Genomic DNA, 17993 nt, shown 5'->3' with positions numbered 1-17993 from the left:
GGCGCGTAGCGCAGGCTCAGCCCGCCAGCATGCGCGCCTCGGCCGCTTCCAGCGCCTCTGGCTGGCCACGCAAGACCACGATATCGCCCGGCTCCAGCACGGTATCGGGCTCCGGATCGAACGCGCGGATGCCACGCCGGCGCACCGCCGTCACTTCCACCCCGATACGATCCAGCCCGAGCGCGCCCAGGCGCCGCCCCACCGACGTGGCCTCCGGGCCGAGCGAAATGGAGTGCAGCCGCACGGACTCGCGCTCCACCATGTCTTCCTCGTCGTCGCGGCCGTGGAAGTAGCCGCGCAGCAGGCTGTAGCGCGCATCGCGCGCCTCCTGCACCCCGCGCACCACGCGCCGCATCGGCACGCCCAGCAGCACCAGCGCGTGGGAGGCCAGCATCAGGCTGCCCTCGATGCTTTCCGGCACCACCTCGGTGGCGCCCGCTTTTTGCAGGATGTCGAGTTCCGAGTCGTCCATGGTGCGCACGATCACGGGCAGCGCCGGCTCCAGTTCCTGCACATGGTGCAGCACCTTCAGCGCCGAGGGCGTGTTGTTGTAAGTGATGATCAAGGCTGCCGCGCGATGCAGGCCCRCCGCGATCAGCGCCTCGCGCCGGCCCGCATCGCCGTACACCACCGTATCGCCCGCGCCGGCGGCTTCGCGCACCCGGTCCGGGTCGAGGTCCAGCGCCACATAGGTAATGCCCTCGCGCTCCAGCATGTGCGCCAGGTTCTGGCCGCTGCGGCCAAACCCGCRGATGATGGCGTGCTTCTCGGTCTGCAGGCTCTGCACCGCGATGCGCGTCATGTTGAGCGACTGCATCAGCCATTCGTTGGCGGTAAAGCGCAGCACGATGGCGTCGCTGTACTGGATCAGGAACGGCGCCGCCAGCATCGACAACAGCATCGAGGCCAGGATGACCTGGATCAGCACCGGGTCGACCAGGTTCAGGCCGTCGATCTGGTTAAGCAGCACAAAGCCGAACTCGCCGGCCTGCGCCAGGCCCAGGCCGGTACGGATCGCCACCCCCTGGCGCGAACCGAACAAGCGGGCCAGCCCGGAGATCAGCACCAGCTTGAAGACAATGGGCACCACCAGCAGCGCCAGCACCAGCCACAAGTGATCGAGCACCACATGGATATTGAGCAGCATGCCGATGGTGACGAAGAACAGCCCCAGCAGCACGTCGCGGAAGGGCTTGATGTCCTCCTCCACCTGATGGCGATAGGGCGTCTCGGAGATCAGCATGCCGGCCATGAAGGCGCCCAGCGCCATCGACAGGCCGAGCCGCTCGGTCAGCGCGGCCATGCCCAGCGTGACCAGCAGCAGGTTGAGCATGAACAGTTCTTGCGAGCGGCGCGCCGCCACGATGTGGAACCAGCGGCTCATGAGACGCTGGCCGACGAAAAAGATCAGGCTCAGGGCCACCACGATCTTCACCGTGGCCAGGCCCAGCGCCATCATCAGGTCGCCCGGATCGCGCGAGAGCGCCGGGATCACGATCAGCAGCGGCACCACGGCCAGGTCCTGGAACAGCAGGATGCTGATGATGTTGCGCCCGTGCTCGCTCTCCAGCTCCAGGCGCTCCGACAGCATCTTGGACACGATGGCGGTGGATGACATGGCCAGCGCGCCGCCCAGCGCCACCGAGGCCTGCCAGGACAGCGGAAACAGCCAGTTGAACGCCCAGCTCGCCGGAATCACGGCCAGGAGCGACAGCACCACCTGCGAGCCGCCCAGGCCGAAGACCTGCCGCTTCATCGCCTTGAGCTTGCCCAGGCTGAACTCCAGGCCGATCGAGAACATCAAAAAGACCACGCCGAACTCGGCCAGGTATTTGGTTTGCGCGGTATCGCTGGCCAGGCCGAGCGCGTGCGGCCCGATCAGGATGCCCACGACCAGGTACCCCAGCATCGGCGGCAACTGCAACATGCGAAACGCGACCACGCCAAACACGGCGGCGGCCAGCAGGACAAGGGTAAGGTCCAGCGGAGAGTGCATCGACAGGGTCAGGGTACGCCGCGCCGGGCACCGGGCCGGCCCGGTGCGGGCGGCCCTGCCGGCGGATTACGGCAAGCGCGATGGCCGCTCCGGCCGCCCGATCCCAGGAACAGCCCAAGCGCCATCGCATTCGTTGGTATACTTCGTCGCCATGATAGCTAATTTCAATGCGGATCGAGCACTTAGGCTCGCTCGCGAAACCCTCCAGATCGAAGCCGACGCCGTCGCTGCCCTCGCAGGCCGCCTGGACGACGGATTTGCGCAGGCTGTGCAACTGACGCTCAATTGCAGCGGGCGCGTCGTCGTGTCCGGCATCGGCAAGTCGGGCCACATCGGCCGCAAGGTCGCGGCCACGCTGGCCTCGACCGGCACGCCCGCGTTTTTCGTGCATCCGGCCGAAGCCAGCCACGGCGACCTGGGCATGGTCACGCGCGACGATGTGCTGATCGCCTTTTCCAATTCCGGAGAGACCGCCGAGTTGCTTTCGATCGTCCCGATCGTCAAGCGCATCGGCGCCAAGCTCATCTCCGTGACTGGCAACCCCGCCTCCACGCTGGCCAAGCTGGCCGACGCGCACCTCAATGCCGGGGTGGAAAAAGAAGCCTGCCCGCTCAACCTGGCGCCGACCGCCAGCACCACCGCCGCACTGGCGATGGGCGACGCGCTCGCGGTGGCGGTGCTGGATGCCCGCGGCTTCGGCGAGGAAGACTTTGCCCGCTCGCATCCGGGCGGCGCGCTCGGGCGCAAGCTGCTGACCCACGTGCGCGACGTCATGCGCAGCGGCAACGCGGTGCCCAAGGTGCGCGAGAGCACGCCGCTGGCACAGGCCCTGATGGAAATCACCCGCAAAGGCATGGCAATGACCGCGGTGGTGGACCCGGACGACCGCCTGATCGGCGTCTTCACCGATGGCGACCTGCGCCGCCTGCTCGAAACCCCGCGTGACTGGAAGACCGTACCCATCAGCGAGGTCATGCACCGCACACCGCATACCGTCGGGCCGGACCAGCTGGCCGTGGAAGCCGTGCAGGTGATGGAGGCGAACCGCATCAACCAGATGCTGGTGGTCGACGCGGAGCGGCGCCTGGTCGGCGCGCTCCACATCCACGACCTGACCCGCGCCAAGGTCATCTGAGGCCAGCCCATGCCCATGCGGGAAATCCTGTCCTCCCTGAGCCGGCTTGCCATGCGAGCCCTGCCCCTGCTGCTGATGGCACTGGTGGCGGGCAGCACCTTCTGGCTGGTGCAGGTCAACTCCCCGAAAGAAGCGGACACCGGGACGGTAGGCAAGAAGCATGAACCGGATTACTACATGATCCGTTTTTCCGCGACCGAGCTTGCCGAGGACGGCAACACCAAGCTGCGCTTCACCGGCGACAAGATGATCCACTTCGAGGACGACCAGACCTACGAAGTGACGCGCCCGGCCATGCGCTCCTACGAAATCGACCGTCCGCCCGTCACCGGCCACTCCGATCGCGGCACAATGAACGCGGAAGGCTCGGTCATCGACCTGTTCGGCAATGCCTTCATCGTGCGTGCCCAGGGCCCCGAGCCTGCCAAGGACCCACAGATGACGGCCGCCTCGGAGTATTTCCAGGTGCTGGTGAACGATGACATCGTCAAGACCGACAAGGCTGTCAAGCTGACCCGCGGCCCGTCGGTGATGACCGCCAACGGCCTGGTCTTCAACAATGTCACTCGCGAAGTACAATTGCTGGGTAACGTACGCGGCACCATCATCACGGGGCCGCCGCCGGCAAGTCCCGCGAAGTAGCCCTGAAGCCGCCCGCGGGCACCAGCCGCCCGCGTCAACCGCCATCACGCCAACATGAATCCATTCCCGACGACTTCGTCCTGTCTGCGCCGCAGCACGGCCGCTTTGCTGACGCTGGCCGCCGTCCTTGGCCTCACGCTGGCCGCGCCCGCCAGCGCCGAAAAGGCCGACCGCGAAAAGCCGCTGGTCCTGGAGGCCGACAATGCCAGCTACGATGACGTCAAGCAGGTCTATGTACTGACCGGCAACGTGGTGCTGACCAAAGGCACCATGGTGCTCAAATCCGACGCGGCCGAAGTCCGTACCGATCCCGAGGGCTACCAGTACGCGGTCGCGACCTCTAAGGGCGGCAAGCAAGCCTATATCCGCCAGAAGCGCGACAACGTCGACGAGTACATCGACGGCTGGGGCGACCGCATCGAATATGACGGCAAGCAGGAGTTGTCCAAGCTGATCGGGCGCGCCCGCATGGCTCGCCTGGCCGGCGCCAAGCTGGTCGACGAGATCCGCGGCGCGGTGATCACCTATGACAGCCGCAACGAGTTCTACACGGCCAGCGGCGGCGCCGAGAACGCGACCGCGGGCAGCCCGTCGGGCCGCGTGCGCGCCGTGCTGTCGCCGCGCCAGGAGCAGCCCGCCAGCGGTGCCGCAGCCAACCCGCTGCCGCTCAAGCCGGCCACGGCTCCCGTCAACCCCTGACCCACGGATTCTGACTTCACCTTCATGACCGCTACCCAAACCGCACCGTCCCAGCCCGCCACCCTGAAGGACAGCAGCACGCTGGTCGTGCGCCACCTGAAGAAGCGCTACGGCTCGCGCACCGTGGTCAAGGACGTGTCGCTCGACGTGAAGAGCGGCGAGGTGGTCGGCTTGCTGGGCCCCAACGGCGCGGGCAAGACCACGTCGTTCTACATGATCGTGGGGCTGGTGGCGCTGGACGAGGGCGATATCGTGCTCGACGACAAGCACATCAGCGGCCTGGCCATCCATGAGCGAGCGCGCATGGGCCTGTCCTACCTGCCGCAGGAAGCCTCGGTGTTCCGCAAGCTCAATGTGCAGGAGAACATCCGCGCGGTGCTGGAGCTGCAGCTCAACGATGGCAAACCCCTGGGCAAGGCCGAGATCGAGCGCCGGCTGGACACCCTGCTGGATGACCTGCAGATTGCCCACCTGCGCGACAACCCGGCGCTATCGCTGTCCGGCGGCGAGCGCCGCCGCGTGGAAATCGCCCGCGCGCTGGCCTCCGCGCCGCGCTTCATCCTGCTCGACGAGCCCTTCGCCGGTGTCGACCCGATCGCGGTAGGCGAAATCCAGCGCATCGTCAGCTTCCTCAAGGCACGCAATATCGGCGTGCTGATCACCGACCACAACGTGCGCGAGACGCTGGGCATCTGCGACCACGCCTACATCATCAGCGAAGGCGCGGTGCTGGCGTCCGGGCAGCCTGAGGACATCATCGCCAACGAGTCGGTGCGCAAGGTCTACCTGGGCGAGAACTTCCGCATGTAAGGGCGCGTGGCGCCTGCCGCGCATCGGCCCCCGGGCGGCTTCGGTGTCGCCTTTTATCCTTCAAACGATCATAGCGACACCAGCGATAGCAATTTCCGTTCCATCAGTACGGAAGTTGAGCATAAAATAGGTCGCATGAAACCGTCGCTACAGCTCCGCCTCTCGCAGCATCTCGCGCTTACGCCGCAACTCCAGCAGTCGATCCGGCTGCTGCAACTGTCCACGCTTGAACTGCAGCAGGAAGTGGAACAGGCGCTGACCGAGAACCCCTTGCTCGAGCGTGAGAACGACTGGCTGGACAGCCCGTTGCGCGTGTCTTCGGACGGCTCGGTGAACCTGCAGAGCGCGCCCGCGCCGGCGCCCGCCGATGGCCAGGGCACCAGCGAGAACCGCCCGGATGGCGCCCCCGAAGCCGACGACAGCTACTCCGACAGCAACGAGGATTACGGCAGCGACTGGAGCCTGGACGACTTCGCCCGCCGCCCGCAAGGCGAAGACGACGAAAAGACCCCGATGCAGCTGCGCGACGCCGAGCCCACGCTGCGTGAACACCTCATGGAACAGCTGGCGCCGCTCAAGATTTCCCTGCGCGACAAGGGGCTGGCTATCTTTCTGGTCGAATCCCTGGACGATGATGGCTACCTGAGCACGACGCTCGAGGAAATCTGCAGCGAGCTGCCGGAGGAGCTCGAGTTCGAGGTCGACGAGATCCAGGCTGTGCTCACGCTGCTGCAGAGCTTCGATCCGCCGGGCGTCGGGGCACGCAACGCCGCCGAGTGCCTGGCGCTGCAATTGCGCAGGCTCAAGCATCCGCAGCGCGAACTGGCGCTGAGCATCGTCACCAACCACCTCGAGCTGCTGGCGGTGCGCGATTACACGCGCCTTAAAAAGGCGCTGCAAGTGGACGAGCCGGAACTCAAGGCCGCCCATGAACTGATCCGCTCGCTCGCGCCCTATCCCGGCCATGCCTACAGCCGGCCAGAAGCGGATTTCGTGGTGCCCGATGTTTTTGTTCGAAAGTTGAGCGGCGGATGGATCGCCCACCTAAACCCGGATGTGATGCCGCGGCTACGCATCAACGACATGTACGCGCAGATTTTGCGCGGTGCAAAAGGCGATGCAGGCGCGGCCGGATTGCAGCAAAAGCTGCAGGAAGCACGCTGGTTGATCAAGAATATCCAGCAAAGGTTCGACACGATATTGCGCGTCGCACAAGCCATTGTCGAACGTCAAAAGAACTTCTTCACCCACGGTGAAATTGCGATGCGCCCCTTGGTTTTGCGGGAGATTGCCGATACACTGGGTTTACACGAGTCCACCATCTCTCGGGTGACTACCAATAAATACATGGCAACGCCGATGGGGACTTTCGAGCTGAAGTATTTTTTCGGCTCTCACGTATCCACAGAAACCGGCGGCGCGGCCTCATCAACGGCAATCCGTGCGTTGATCAAGCAATTGATAGGAGCCGAAGACGCTAGGAACCCCTTGTCCGACAGCCGGATTGCCGAATTGCTCGGCGAGCAAGGCTTTGTGGTAGCACGGCGTACCGTTGCCAAATACCGCGAAGCGCTCAAGATTCCCGCGGTCAATCTCCGTAAGACTTTGTAGCCGAGCTGCATCGCCTGCCTGATGCAGCTCTTTCAGAAGGAGAAACGCTATGAACTTCAAGATCAGTGGACACCACTTGGACATCACGCCCCCTCTGCGTGAGTACGTGGAAACGAAACTGGAGCGTATCGTCAGGCATTTCGATCAAGTCATTGGCGTAAGTGTGCTGCTCTCTGTCGACAATACAAAAGAAAAGGACCGGCGGCAGTACGCGGAAATCAATCTACATCTCAAGGGCAAGGACATCTTTGTCGAAGCGCATCATGAAGACCTGTATGCCGCTATCGACGCACTGGTCGACAAGCTCGACCGGCAGGTGATTCGCCACAAGGATCGCGTGCAGAGCCACGACCGTGAAGCGGTCAAGTATCAGATGGCCGCATCGCAGATGCAGCAATGACCGTGCCTGACGGCCCACATACCGGGCCGTCGGTGTCAGTCCCTTGAAAAATGGAATCAAGCCGCGCCCAGAGCGCGGCTTTTTCATTGCGGCCTACCCAATCGGGGCACACAGGGGATTCCGCAACGCATATGTACCGGTGTATGCTGTGCAATACATAGTTGACTGGCCTAGCCATTCCGGTGCATGCAGCACCGCTTGAGCGCATCGGCCATTGCAATGCACAAAGCGGAAGCGGGCCTGCTCTATAATKGCCAGACGCCCGACACCGGCATGGGGGACAACCGGTGGAAACCTCGGGCCTTGGTTTTTATCCACTTTCCGCCCGGCGGGACGCCTCCTGGCCCCGGGCCTGCTTACTAGAAAACCCTGCGCATTCCACATGAATCGTTTGGCTAAATTGCTGCCACCCGGCAACATCAACCTCGACGTCAGCGTCACCAGCAAGAAGCGCGTGTTCGAACAGGCCGGGCTCCTCTTCGAGAACAACCATGGCGTAGCGCGCGCGACCGTGACCGACAACCTGTTCGCCCGCGAGTCGCTGGGGTCCACCGGCCTAGGCGCGGGGGTTGCAATCCCCCACGGCCGTATCAAGGGACTGAAGCAGCCACTGGCCGCCTTCATGCGCCTGGCCGAGCCGATCCCCTTCGAGTCGCCCGACGGCAAGCCGGTCGCGCTGCTGATCTTCCTGCTGGTGCCCGAACAGGCCACCCAGCAGCATCTGGAAATTCTCTCCGAGATCGCCCAGTTGCTGTCCGACCGCGAGATGCGCGAAGGACTGGCTACCCTGCCCACCCCCGACGACGTGCACCAGTTGCTGACGCAATGGCACCCTTGATCCGGCACTGAAAGCCCGCCCCTGAAAGCACCCGAATGGAACTCACTGGCGTCACCTCGCAGTCGATCTTCGACGACAACGCAGCCGATATCAAACTCTCCTGGGTAGCAGGACTGGAGGGTGCGGACCGCGCCTTCGATGTCGAGTTTGCGCGTGAAGCCACGTCCGCGGCCGATCTCGTCGGCCACTTGAACCTGATCCACCCGAACCGGATCCAGGTGCTGGGCAAGCCCGAAATCACGTATTACCAGCGCCTCGATGACGAGATGCGCAAGCGCCAGATGGGCGAGCTGATCCTGCTGGAGCCGCCGTTCCTGGTGATCGCCGACGGCATGGAGCCGCCGCCCGACCTGGAACTGCGCTGCACGCGCTCGTCCACCCCGCTGTTCACCACGCCGGTGTCTTCGGCCGCGGTGATCGATCACCTGCGCCTCTATCTGTCGCGCATTTCCGCGCCGCGCGTAACCATGCACGGCGTGTTCCTCGACATCCTCGGCATGGGCGTGCTGGTGATGGGCGAATCCGGCCTGGGCAAGAGCGAGCTCGGCCTGGAACTGATCTCGCGCGGACATGGGCTGGTGGCGGACGATGCCGTCGATTTCGTGCGCCTCGGGCCGGACTTCATTGAGGGCCGCTGCCCGCCGCTGCTGCAGAACCTGCTGGAAGTGCGCGGCCTGGGCCTGCTCGACATCAAGACCATCTTTGGCGAGACTGCGGTACGCCGCAAGATGAAGCTCAAGCTGGTGGTGCAGCTGGTACGCCGCAACGATGGCGAATTCGAGCGCCTGCCGCTGGACTCCCAGTATCTCGACGTGCTCGGCCTGCCTATCCACATGGTCAAGATCCAGGTGGCGGCCGGCCGAAATCTCGCCGTGCTGGTCGAGGCCGCCGTGCGCAACACCATCCTGCGCTTGCGCGGCATCGACACGCTGCGCGACTTCATGGACCGCCAGCGCGCCGCGATGCAGGCCGATGTCGCATCGCGGGGCCAGGGCAGGCTACTCTAGGCTTGGCAGGCCCACGTCATGCGACCACGACGGGGCCGTTTTCAATTGCTTACATCCGGCCGCGCTTCAATGGTCAACGCGATTGGGGCATAGGCCGTTTTGTGCAGTAATGGGCATTGGGCCCAGCCCGAGTTGCCGAGCCGACAGGCCAGCAGCCATGAAGTTTTCCACAGCCAGGAGAGCAAGCATGAAAAAATTGATCGCGATGTGCGTGCTGGTAGCCCCGCTTTTTGCCACCGGCGCCTTCGCCCAGAATGCACCGGCCGCGGCACCCGCTGCCGCAGCCGCACCCGCTGCAGCTAACACCCAGCAGGACAAGATGAAGGCTTGCAACACGCAGGCCACCGGCAAGAAGGGCGACGAGCGCAAGGCCTTCATGAGCAATTGCCTGTCCAACAAGCCCGCGGCCGCACCCGCCAAGAACAGCCAGCAGGAAAAGATGAAGACCTGCAACGCCCAGGCCACCGGCAAGAAGGGCGATGAACGCAAAGCCTTCATGAGCGACTGCTTGTCCAAGTAAGCTACCGGCATCATTTGCGGCGCGGACGTGTAAAAATGGCGAACCTTTTCGGTTCGCCATTTTTGCTGGCACGGCGCCGTCATGACGGCGTCATCACCTGATGTTATGCTTGTCGTGCTATGCGCATCATACTTATCACCGGGATCTCCGGCTCCGGCAAATCCGTTGCCTTGAACGTACTGGAAGACGCGGGCTACTACTGCGTCGACAACCTGCCGGCGCAGTTTATCCCGGAGCTGGCCCAGTACCTGGCGGCGCAGGGCTACACCCATCTGGGCGTCGCCACCGATATCCGTAGCCGCGAATCGCTGGACAAGCTGCCCGGCACGCTGCGCGACCTCGCCTCCGAACACCAGGTCCGGGTGGTCTTCCTGACCGCCAATACCGATGCGCTGGTGCAGCGTTATTCCGAGACAAGGCGGCGCCATCCGCTGTCGATGCGCGCAGCCATGGCTAGCCTCTCGGCCAATCCCAAGAACGAGAATCTCGCCGACAGTACCGCCGAGGCCGCACTCAACGACACCTCGCTGATCGAGGCCATCGAGATGGAGCGCGAGCTCCTGAGCCCGCTGGCGGAGGCTGCGCACCGCATCGACACCAGCAATGTGCGCACCAATACATTGCGCGCGTGGATCAAGGAATTCGTGCGCGGCGATGACCTCAAGCTCACATTACTGTTCGAGTCGTTCGGCTTCAAGCACGGCGTGCCCAGTGACGCCGACCTGGTGTTCGACGTGCGCTCGCTGCCCAACCCCTATTACGACCTGGCGCTGCGCCCGCTGACCGGCCGCGACGAGCCCGTGATCGACTTCCTGCAAAGCCAGCCGATGGTGCTGGCCATGGCCGAGGACATACGCGCCTATGTGGAAAAGTGGCTGCCAAGTTTCATCGCTGACAATCGCAGTTACCTGACCGTCGCAATCGGTTGCACTGGCGGGCAGCATCGCTCCGTGTACATCGCGGAAAGACTTGCCAACTATTTTCGTGCCCATGGTAATGTGCTGGTGAGACACCGCGAGCTCGCGCCGGGCGGCTAAACACCGCACCGCCAGGTTTCGCGGTCAGGCTCGGCAATTCTCGCCCGAAACCTTTGCTGGCTCAGCATGTCCTCACCCGCCACACCCGGCTCATCCACTTCATTCTCCGCCTCGCACAGCACCTCGGCGGGGCCTACGCTGGATGGCCTGCCGCTGTTTCCGCTGCATACCGTACTCTTTCCCGATGGGCTGCTGCCACTGCGCGTGTTCGAAGCGCGCTACGTGGACATGGTGCGCACCTGCATGCGCGATCGCTCGCCCTTCGGTGTCTGCCTGATCGCCAGCGGCAATGAGGTCGCCCGCCAGGACGAGCCCACCATGCCCGAGACGATCGGCTGCCTGGCCGACATCATCGACTGCAATATGGAGCAACTGGGCGTGCTGCTGATCAGCGCGCGCGGCCGCCAGCGCTTCCGGCTGCTGGGCCACAGCGTGAGCCCCGACGGCTTGCTGGTCGGCCAGGCGGAATTGCTGCCGCCCGACATCATCGACTGCAAGCTCGAGCTACTGGGCGAATGCCTGGCCGTGCTGCGGCGTATCGTTGCCTCGCTCCATGCCGAGCATCCGGGCGAGCTGCCTTTCAGCGAGCCGTTCCTGTGGGATGACCCCAGCTGGGTGGCCAATCGGCTGTGCGAGTTCTTGCCGGTGCCGCTCAAGGCCAAGCAGATGCTGATGGCGCTGCCGGACGCGGGCATGCGGATCGAGATCGTGCATAAATACATGCACCAGCACCACATCCTCTAAGAGGCCGTTTCAAAATGAAGCGAAGCGGTTCTGGCTAGGCGCGCGGCCGCAGACAGTACAGCTGGATCGGCCAAGGCCGCGCAACGACGCCAGAATCTTTTTGAAATGGCCTCTAAGCAACGTTAAAACAATCCGCCTTGGGCTTGCGCCTCCAGCAGCTTGCGCACCGGCGCGGGCGTGCCTAACGCATCCAGATCGTCCAGTGACAGCCAGCGTAGCGCGGGGCCGTTGGCGGCATCGCGCGCGGTGAGGCCGGTGACGTCGACGCGAATGGCGCGGATCAGCAAGCGGAAGTGGGTGAAGACGTGGGTGAGCTCGCCGACCATATTGGCCGTGCTGGGATTGCCGAATTCGCGGGCGCGTTCCAACGCAGCGTCTTCGGCCAGTTCCGCATCGAAGGGCACGGTATCGACCGGCATTTCGGGCAAGCTCCACAGCCCGCCCCAGATGCCGCTGTCCGGGCGCAGTGCGAGCAGGACCTCGCGGCCGCGGCGGACCAGCAGCATCACGGTGCTGCGCTCGGGAATGGCGGCACGCGGCTTCGGCGTGGGCAGCACGCCGGTCAGCCCGTCGCGGCGCGCCACGCAGTCGCTGGCCAGCGGGCACGACGCGGCGGCGGCAAGGCAGGCTGGCTTGCCGCGCGAACAGACAGTGGCGCCGAGGTCCATCACGCCCTGGGTGTAGGACACCATGTCCTCGGCTTGCGCCGGCCCCTTGGCGGGCAGGACCGCATCGGCAATCTGCCACATGCGGTTCTCCACCGCCTTGACGCCGGGATGGCCATGGATGCCAAAGAACCTCGCAAAGACGCGCTTGACGTTGCCATCCAGGATCGGCGAGCGCACGCCGGCGCTGAACGCCGCCACGGCTGCCGCGGTGGAGCGGCCGATGCCGGGCAGCGTCACCAGCACCTCGGGGTCGGTCGGGAACACACCACCATGCTCGCTCATTACGGCCTTGGCGCAGCGGTGCAGGTTGCGCGCGCGCGAGTAGTAGCCAAGCCCGGCCCACAGCGCCATCACCTCATCCGCGCTGGCCTCGGCCAATGCGGCCACGGTTGGCAGCCGGCCGACGAAACGCTGGAAATACTCGATCACCGCGCTGACCTGAGTCTGCTGCAGCATGATCTCGGACAACCAGATACGGTAAGGGTCGCGGGTGTTCTGCCACGGCAGGTCATGGCGCCCGTGCACGCGCTGCCAGCCCACCACGCGCGCGGCGAAATCGGCAGGAACCACGGCGGGGGAAAGATCGGATGAAACGGCAGGAGAAGCAGCGGGCTTGCGGGGCATCGGGTACGTGACGGGTAAGGCAACACAGCAACAGCGCCGGAGGCGGCGGCGCGTCATGATACCGCTTCGCCGCCACCGGCACTCGCCGCCGGCCACACTTCAGGCCGCGCTTCAGGCCGCGAACGCCTTGAGCTGCCCCTCGTCGGCGTCCGGCTGCAGGATCCGCCTGGAGAAGGACTCGATGCGCCCGCTGCGATCGTCCAGGCCGTTGAGCACTTCCTCGAGCTGCGCGATGCGGCTCTCGAGCGTGTCGGTGGCCTCGTGGATGCGCTCGATCGAATCGACCCGGCGGCGCAACTGTTTCTGGTGCTCGCGCACCTGCGCCTCCAGCGGCGTCATCACCGACTTGAGCCAGATCTCGATATCGCGGTTCAGATCGCGGAAGGTTTCCAGCACGCGGGTGGCGATGGTGGAAAACGCGCTCTGCACCAGCTGCGGGCGCGAGCGCGTGAGCATGTTCATGGCGCCGAAGTGCGTGTGGGCCAACGCCAGCGTCTGCTGCAATTCGTTGACGTAGCGCGCGGTGACGAACTGGATCGGCGCGGGCAGCGTAAAGCCATGCTCGGCATTGAAGCGGCGGTACATGCTGTCGGTGAGCTGGTGGAGCTGGGCGATCTTCTGGTCCGCCTCGCTGACCAGTTCGCCAAGCCGCGCAAACAAGGCGTCCATGTCCTCGCGCATGCCGCGCGAGAAGAAACGCTCCTTCATCTGCTCGCGGCGCTCGCGCATGGTGCGGCGCACGTCGCGCAGCTGCAGGCTCTTGATGATGTCCGCGCTATGGCGCCCGAACACCAGCCGCAGGGCCTGGAACTTGGCGATGCTCTGCTCGAACTCTTCTTTCTCCGACTGCACGCGCATCAGCATGTGCTTGACCATCGCGTGGTTCTTGCCGCGCAGCCCGCGCAGCTCGAACAACTGCTCGACGATGCTGCGGCGGCGGCTTTGCAGCAGTTGCTGCGCGCCGCGCGCCATCTCCTCCACCGAGCGCTGCACCTGGTCAGCGACGATCTCGCGCCGCTGCGGGATCAGCTGGTCAGACAGCACGTGCTCGAATTGCGGCAGGCCGCTGCGCGCCAGCAAGTCGTCATCGTTGGTGACCTTGGCCACCAGGCCCTTCTGCGCCGACACCGGGTAGACGCGCGACTCGTCGATGCCCAGCACATGAGCGCTGGTGGTGACCTGGCGCGTGATCTCGGCCGCGGTCTCGGCCGGCGACTTGAGCGGGTCCCACAGGCCATCGATCTTGTTGAGCACCGCCAGGCATCCCTTGCGGTGGCCTGCGCTCACATGGCTGCGCCAGAGGTCGAGGTCGCTCTTGGTCACGCCCGCGTCGGCCGCCAGCATGAACACCACGACATGCGCGTCCGGGATCAGGCGCAGCGTCAGTTCGGGCTCGGTGCCAATCGCGTTGAGGCCCGGCGTGTCGAGGATGACCAGGCCCTGGCGCAACAGCGGATGCGGGAAGTTGATGACCGCGTGGCGCCAGCGGGAAATCTCGACCATGCCATCGGCATCGAGCGCGTAGGCGGCGTCGGGATCGTTCTCGTTGTACAGGCCAAGCGACTCGGCCATCTCGCGCGTGACACGGTTGGTCTCGACCACGTGCCGGAATGCATCCAGCATGCCATCGGGCGACGAGGGGTCGAGCGGCACGGTATGCCAGTGCGCATCGACGTCAAGGAAATCGGCGGTGGAAGCTTCCTGCAGGCGCGTCTCGATCGGCAGCAGCCGGATGCACGGCGCCTCGGCTTCGTCGTAGCGCAGCTCGGTCGGGCACATCGTGGTGCGCCCGGCGGAAGACGGCAGGATGCGACGGCCGTAGTCGGCAAAGAAAATCGCGTTGATCAGCTCGCTCTTGCCCCGCGAAAACTCCGCGATGAACGCCACCTTGAGCCGGTCGCTCTTGAGCACGCCCTGGATGCGCTGGACGCGTTCGTCGGCCTGGGCGTCGTAGAGATCGTGCTGCTGCAGCCAGGAGCGGAATTCGGCCAGGGAGTGGAGTACCCCGGTTCTCCAGGCGCCGTATTGTTCGAATTGAAGGGCGAGGGTTGTCATTGGCACTGGGATCGGCTTGGCGAAAAGCCCCCGCGGCGGCGCTGCAGGCCTGACATCTTGATGTCCGATGGCCGGCACCCGGGCGGTGACATGGTGTCTTTGTAACACTTTTTTACGTTCTTCAAGATACAGGTTTACGGCGGATTTTTGTGAAATTCGAGTCGCCCGCCGCCTTCCCTGTTGCGCCGGGCCATCGGGTTGGCGCCACATTCGCAAGAAGATAGGCAATCATCACTCTCGTACGGCCTGCGCAACGAGAGCCGCACTCAACGTTGACAGCTCGGGCAGTAGAACGTCGAGCGCTGCCCCTGGACGATCTGCCGGATGGTGGTGCCGCAGACCCGGCATGGATGGCCGGCGCGGTCGTACACGGCGCAATCCAGCTGGAAATAGCCACTGCTGCCATCGCTGCCGACGAAGTCGCGCAAAGTGCTGCCGCCGCGCTCGATCGCGCGGGCCAGCGTGTCGCGCACGGCCTCGGCCAGGCGTTCGCAACGCGCCAGCGACAAGCGCCCGGCCGGCGTGGTGGGGCGGATACCCGCGGCGAACAGGCTTTCCGAAGCATAGATATTGCCCACGCCCACCACGATGTCGCCTGCGAGGAGCACGGTCTTGATGGCCGCGCTGCGCCCGCGTCCCAGGCGATAGAGCCAGGCGCCGTCGAAGCGTGGGTCGAACGGCTCGATGCCGAGCTTGCTCAGCAGCGGATGGGTCGGCAATTGCGACTCTTCGAGCAGGCTCCACAGCACCGCGCCAAAGCGCCTCGGATCGCGGAAGCGCAGCACCAGGCTGGTGGCTGCGCTGGGCTGCGCATCACCCGCGCCGTCGGGGTCGGCAAGGACCAGGTCAAGGTGATCGTGCGTGCCCGGCGGCGGCGCCTGCGGCAACACCYGCAGCGTGCCCGTCATGCCAAGGTGGATCAGCAGCCATCCGGGAGCCTCGCCGTCCGGGCGCACGCACTCCAGCAGCAGGTACTTGCCGCGCCGCTCTATGCGCGCGATCACCCGCCCGGCCAGCTGCGACTCCAGATCCGGCTCGACCGGCCAGCGCAGGCCGCGATGGCGCACCACTACTTCGGCAATGCGCCGCCCAACCACATGCGGCAGCAAGCCGCGCCGGGTCACTTCGACCTCTGGCAACTCAGGCATCGAACCTCTCCCTTTTGTGCCACTCAAACCGCCAGAGACCCCAGCCGTGCCGGTGCCATGCGGATAAGCAAAGCATTGTAGCGGCAGGCTACAATGCCTTTACCTTCCCCATCGCCTTTGAGTGCTGGAGCACCCACCTACATGTCGGACCGCCTGGACCGTACCCCGATGACCACCGCTCAACTTCTCTTCCCCCGGCGGCCGCTGCGTCACAGGCTGGCAGCCACGGCTGCGGCCGCGGTGGCGGTCTGCGCCCTGGCGCCGCTCGCCAGCCACGCCGCGCCTGCGAACGGCAAGCCCGCGATGAAGGTCGCCGCGGAGGCTTCCACGCCAATCCGCTCGAACCCGCTGCCGCCGAAGATGCCCCTGCCGGCGGTGCCGCTGACCGCGGACATCCTGTACCGGGTGCTGGCCGCTGAAATCTCCGCCCAGCGCGGCGTGGTAGGCCCCGCTTACCAGACGTACCTGGAGCTGGCGCGCAATACGCACGACCCGCGCTTTGCCCAGCGCGCCACCGAGATCGCGTTCAATGCCCGCAGCGCCCAGCAAGCGCTGGACGCCGCGCGGCTGTGGACCGAGCTTGCGCCCACCTCCGCCGGCGCGCGGCAGGTGCTGTCGACCCTGCTGGTCCTGAGCGGCCGATGGGACGAAGCCGAACCCCTGCTGGCCCTGCAGCTCAATGGCGTGCCGCCGAGCCAGCGGCCGGAGGCCATCCTGCAGATGCAGCAGCAGCTTTCGCGCACCAGTGATCCCGCCGGCGCGGCCGCGCTGCTGCAGCGCCTGGTAGCCAACGACCTGAAGTCGGCCGAGACTCACCTTGCCCTCGCGCGCGCCAAGGAAACCGCCAACGACATTCCCGGCGCCCTGGCCGAGCTCGACGAGGCCCAGAAGATCCGTCCCGACTTCGAAGGCGCCGCGCTGATGGCTGCCGAGCTGCGCGCCGACAGCGCGCCGGACCAGGCCATTGCCGGGCTCAAGGCGTTCGTCAACAGGGCCCCGGCCTCGGTCAACGGGCACATCACGCTGGCCCGCCTCTACCTGCAGCAAAACGACCTGCAAGCCGCGCGCTCGGAGTTCGAGATGCTGCGCAAGATTGCGCCGAAGGATCCGCGCGTGCCGCTCGCCCTCGGCCTCACCAGCCTGCAGTCCAAGCGCTACGACGAGGCCGAGCTGTACCTGAAGGAATACCTGCAGCTCGCCGAGCAAGTGCCGGCGGCCAGCCCGGATATCGCCTACCAGTACCTGGCGCAGATCGCCGAGGAAAAGAAGGACTACCCGGCGGCAGTAGCCTGGCTCGACCGCATCGACGACGCCCGCCTCGCACCAGCTGCCGCCGTCAAGCGCGCGCAGTTGCTGGGCCGCATGGGCAAGCTCGACGACGCCCAGGCGATATTCAACGACATGCTGGCCGATGCCGAAGATATACCCGAGCCCGACCAGCGCGCGCAGCGCATGACCGCTATCCGCCAGGCCGAAGTTGGCATGCTGATCGACGCCAAGTCCTACGAGCGGGCCCGCAAGGTGCTGGATGAACGCGCCGCGGCGGAGCCCGACAACTCGGACTGGGTCTATGAACTCGCCATGCTCGATGAGCGCGAGAAGCGCTACGACAGCATGGAAAAGCTGCTGCGCCGCGTGATCGCCATGCAGCCGGAAGCCAAGCAGGGCTATAACGCGCTGGGCTATTCGCTTGCGGACCGCAACGTGCGCCTGCCCGAAGCCCTCAAGCTGCTGGAAAAGGCCTCCGCGCTGGGCCCGGACGATCCCTACATCATGGATAGCCTGGCCTGGGTCAAGTTCCGCCTGGGCCAGTTGCAGCCGGCCGCCGAACTGCTGCGCAACGCTTACGCCAAGGCGCCCGAGGCCGAAATCGGCGCCCACCTCGGCGAGGTGCTGTGGCAGCTCGGCCAGCAGGACGAGGCCCGCAAGACCTGGACCGAAGCCGCCAAGATCGAGCCGGATAACGTCATCCTGATCGACACCCTGCGCCGCTATAACGTCCCGCTCTCCGCGCTGTCCAAGTAGCATCCTGCTGTCCGCAGCCGTCACGCAGCATTCC

General features: G+C 65.3%; 16 protein-coding genes. 12 read left to right on the top strand and 4 right to left on the bottom strand.

Features of this window, described 5'->3' with window-relative positions; all coding sequences use genetic code 11:
* Positions 1 to 16: 16 nt before the first annotated feature.
* Positions 17 to 1996 (bottom strand): monovalent cation:proton antiporter family protein, encoded by a 1980-nt coding sequence (locus tag AC1DS3_RS10815; protein WP_477127147.1) that lies wholly within the window; start codon positions 1994 to 1996, stop codon positions 17 to 19.
* A 151-nt stretch (positions 1997 to 2147) separates the two neighbouring features.
* On the opposite strand from AC1DS3_RS10815, the gene AC1DS3_RS10810 reads away from it, so the two are divergent.
* The 11 genes from AC1DS3_RS10810 (at position 2148) to AC1DS3_RS10760 (ending at position 11439) form a co-directional block, all read left to right on the top strand.
* Positions 2148 to 3131, top strand: a complete 984-nt coding sequence (locus AC1DS3_RS10810) for a KpsF/GutQ family sugar-phosphate isomerase (protein ID WP_150991810.1) — start codon at positions 2148 to 2150, stop codon at positions 3129 to 3131.
* Between the two features lie 15 nt (positions 3132 to 3146).
* Positions 3147 to 3773 (top strand): LPS export ABC transporter periplasmic protein LptC, encoded by a 627-nt coding sequence (lptC, locus tag AC1DS3_RS10805; protein ID WP_441632407.1) that lies wholly within the window; start codon positions 3147 to 3149, stop codon positions 3771 to 3773.
* Positions 3774 to 3827: 54 nt separating this feature from the next.
* Entirely contained in the window at positions 3828 to 4472 is a 645-nt protein-coding gene (lptA, locus tag AC1DS3_RS10800; RefSeq protein ID WP_174425621.1) for a lipopolysaccharide transport periplasmic protein LptA, read from the top strand.
* Between the two features lie 24 nt (positions 4473 to 4496).
* Positions 4497 to 5282 carry an LPS export ABC transporter ATP-binding protein gene (gene lptB / locus AC1DS3_RS10795; protein ID WP_150991814.1) on the top strand — a complete coding sequence of 262 codons (786 nt, stop codon included), beginning with the start codon at positions 4497 to 4499 and terminating at the stop codon, positions 5280 to 5282.
* A 135-nt stretch (positions 5283 to 5417) separates the two neighbouring features.
* A complete protein-coding gene (locus AC1DS3_RS10790) occupies positions 5418 to 6893 on the top strand; it encodes an RNA polymerase factor sigma-54 (RefSeq protein WP_043343436.1) in 1476 nt (491 codons plus the stop codon).
* A gap of 49 nt (positions 6894 to 6942) precedes the next feature.
* Positions 6943 to 7293, top strand: coding sequence for a ribosome hibernation-promoting factor, HPF/YfiA family (gene hpf, locus AC1DS3_RS10785; protein ID WP_006159435.1), 351 nt, complete (start codon positions 6943 to 6945; stop codon positions 7291 to 7293).
* Positions 7294 to 7675: 382 nt separating this feature from the next.
* Positions 7676 to 8131: a PTS IIA-like nitrogen regulatory protein PtsN gene (gene ptsN / locus AC1DS3_RS10780; RefSeq protein WP_006159436.1), complete on the top strand. Its 456-nt coding sequence runs from the start codon at positions 7676 to 7678 to the stop codon at positions 8129 to 8131.
* A gap of 35 nt (positions 8132 to 8166) precedes the next feature.
* The gene (hprK, locus tag AC1DS3_RS10775) at positions 8167 to 9138 is read left to right on the top strand and encodes an HPr(Ser) kinase/phosphatase (RefSeq protein WP_006159437.1); all 972 of its coding nucleotides are present in this window, start codon (positions 8167 to 8169) and stop codon (positions 9136 to 9138) included.
* Between the two features lie 187 nt (positions 9139 to 9325).
* The gene (locus tag AC1DS3_RS10770; RefSeq protein WP_441632332.1) at positions 9326 to 9658 is read left to right on the top strand and encodes a PsiF family protein; all 333 of its coding nucleotides are present in this window, start codon (positions 9326 to 9328) and stop codon (positions 9656 to 9658) included.
* 119 nt (positions 9659 to 9777) lie between these two features.
* Positions 9778 to 10695: an RNase adapter RapZ gene (gene rapZ / locus AC1DS3_RS10765; protein WP_441632330.1), complete on the top strand. Its 918-nt coding sequence runs from the start codon at positions 9778 to 9780 to the stop codon at positions 10693 to 10695.
* 66 nt (positions 10696 to 10761) lie between these two features.
* Positions 10762 to 11439 carry an LON peptidase substrate-binding domain-containing protein gene (locus AC1DS3_RS10760; protein WP_441632328.1) on the top strand — a complete coding sequence of 226 codons (678 nt, stop codon included), beginning with the start codon at positions 10762 to 10764 and terminating at the stop codon, positions 11437 to 11439.
* Between the two features lie 122 nt (positions 11440 to 11561).
* On the opposite strand, the gene mutY is transcribed toward AC1DS3_RS10760, so the two are convergent.
* From mutY to mutM, 3 genes are all read right to left on the bottom strand, one after another.
* Positions 11562 to 12731 carry an A/G-specific adenine glycosylase gene (gene mutY, locus AC1DS3_RS10755; protein WP_441632326.1) on the bottom strand — a complete coding sequence of 390 codons (1170 nt, stop codon included), beginning with the start codon at positions 12729 to 12731 and terminating at the stop codon, positions 11562 to 11564.
* Between the two features lie 111 nt (positions 12732 to 12842).
* Positions 12843 to 14786 carry a dynamin family protein gene (locus AC1DS3_RS10750; protein ID WP_441632324.1) on the bottom strand — a complete coding sequence of 648 codons (1944 nt, stop codon included), beginning with the start codon at positions 14784 to 14786 and terminating at the stop codon, positions 12843 to 12845.
* A gap of 266 nt (positions 14787 to 15052) precedes the next feature.
* Entirely contained in the window at positions 15053 to 15934 is an 882-nt protein-coding gene (gene mutM, locus AC1DS3_RS10745) for a bifunctional DNA-formamidopyrimidine glycosylase/DNA-(apurinic or apyrimidinic site) lyase (RefSeq protein ID WP_477127146.1), read from the bottom strand.
* Positions 15935 to 16075: 141 nt separating this feature from the next.
* Between mutM and AC1DS3_RS10740 the strand changes: the two genes are divergently transcribed.
* Entirely contained in the window at positions 16076 to 17959 is a 1884-nt protein-coding gene (locus AC1DS3_RS10740; protein WP_441632320.1) for a tetratricopeptide repeat protein, read from the top strand.
* Positions 17960 to 17993 lie beyond the last annotated feature (34 nt).

Source organism: Cupriavidus sp. 01L46, from assembly GCF_056399905.1.
The sequence above is the reverse complement of the archived record's forward strand: the minus strand, read 5'-3'. Positions and strand labels throughout refer to the sequence as shown.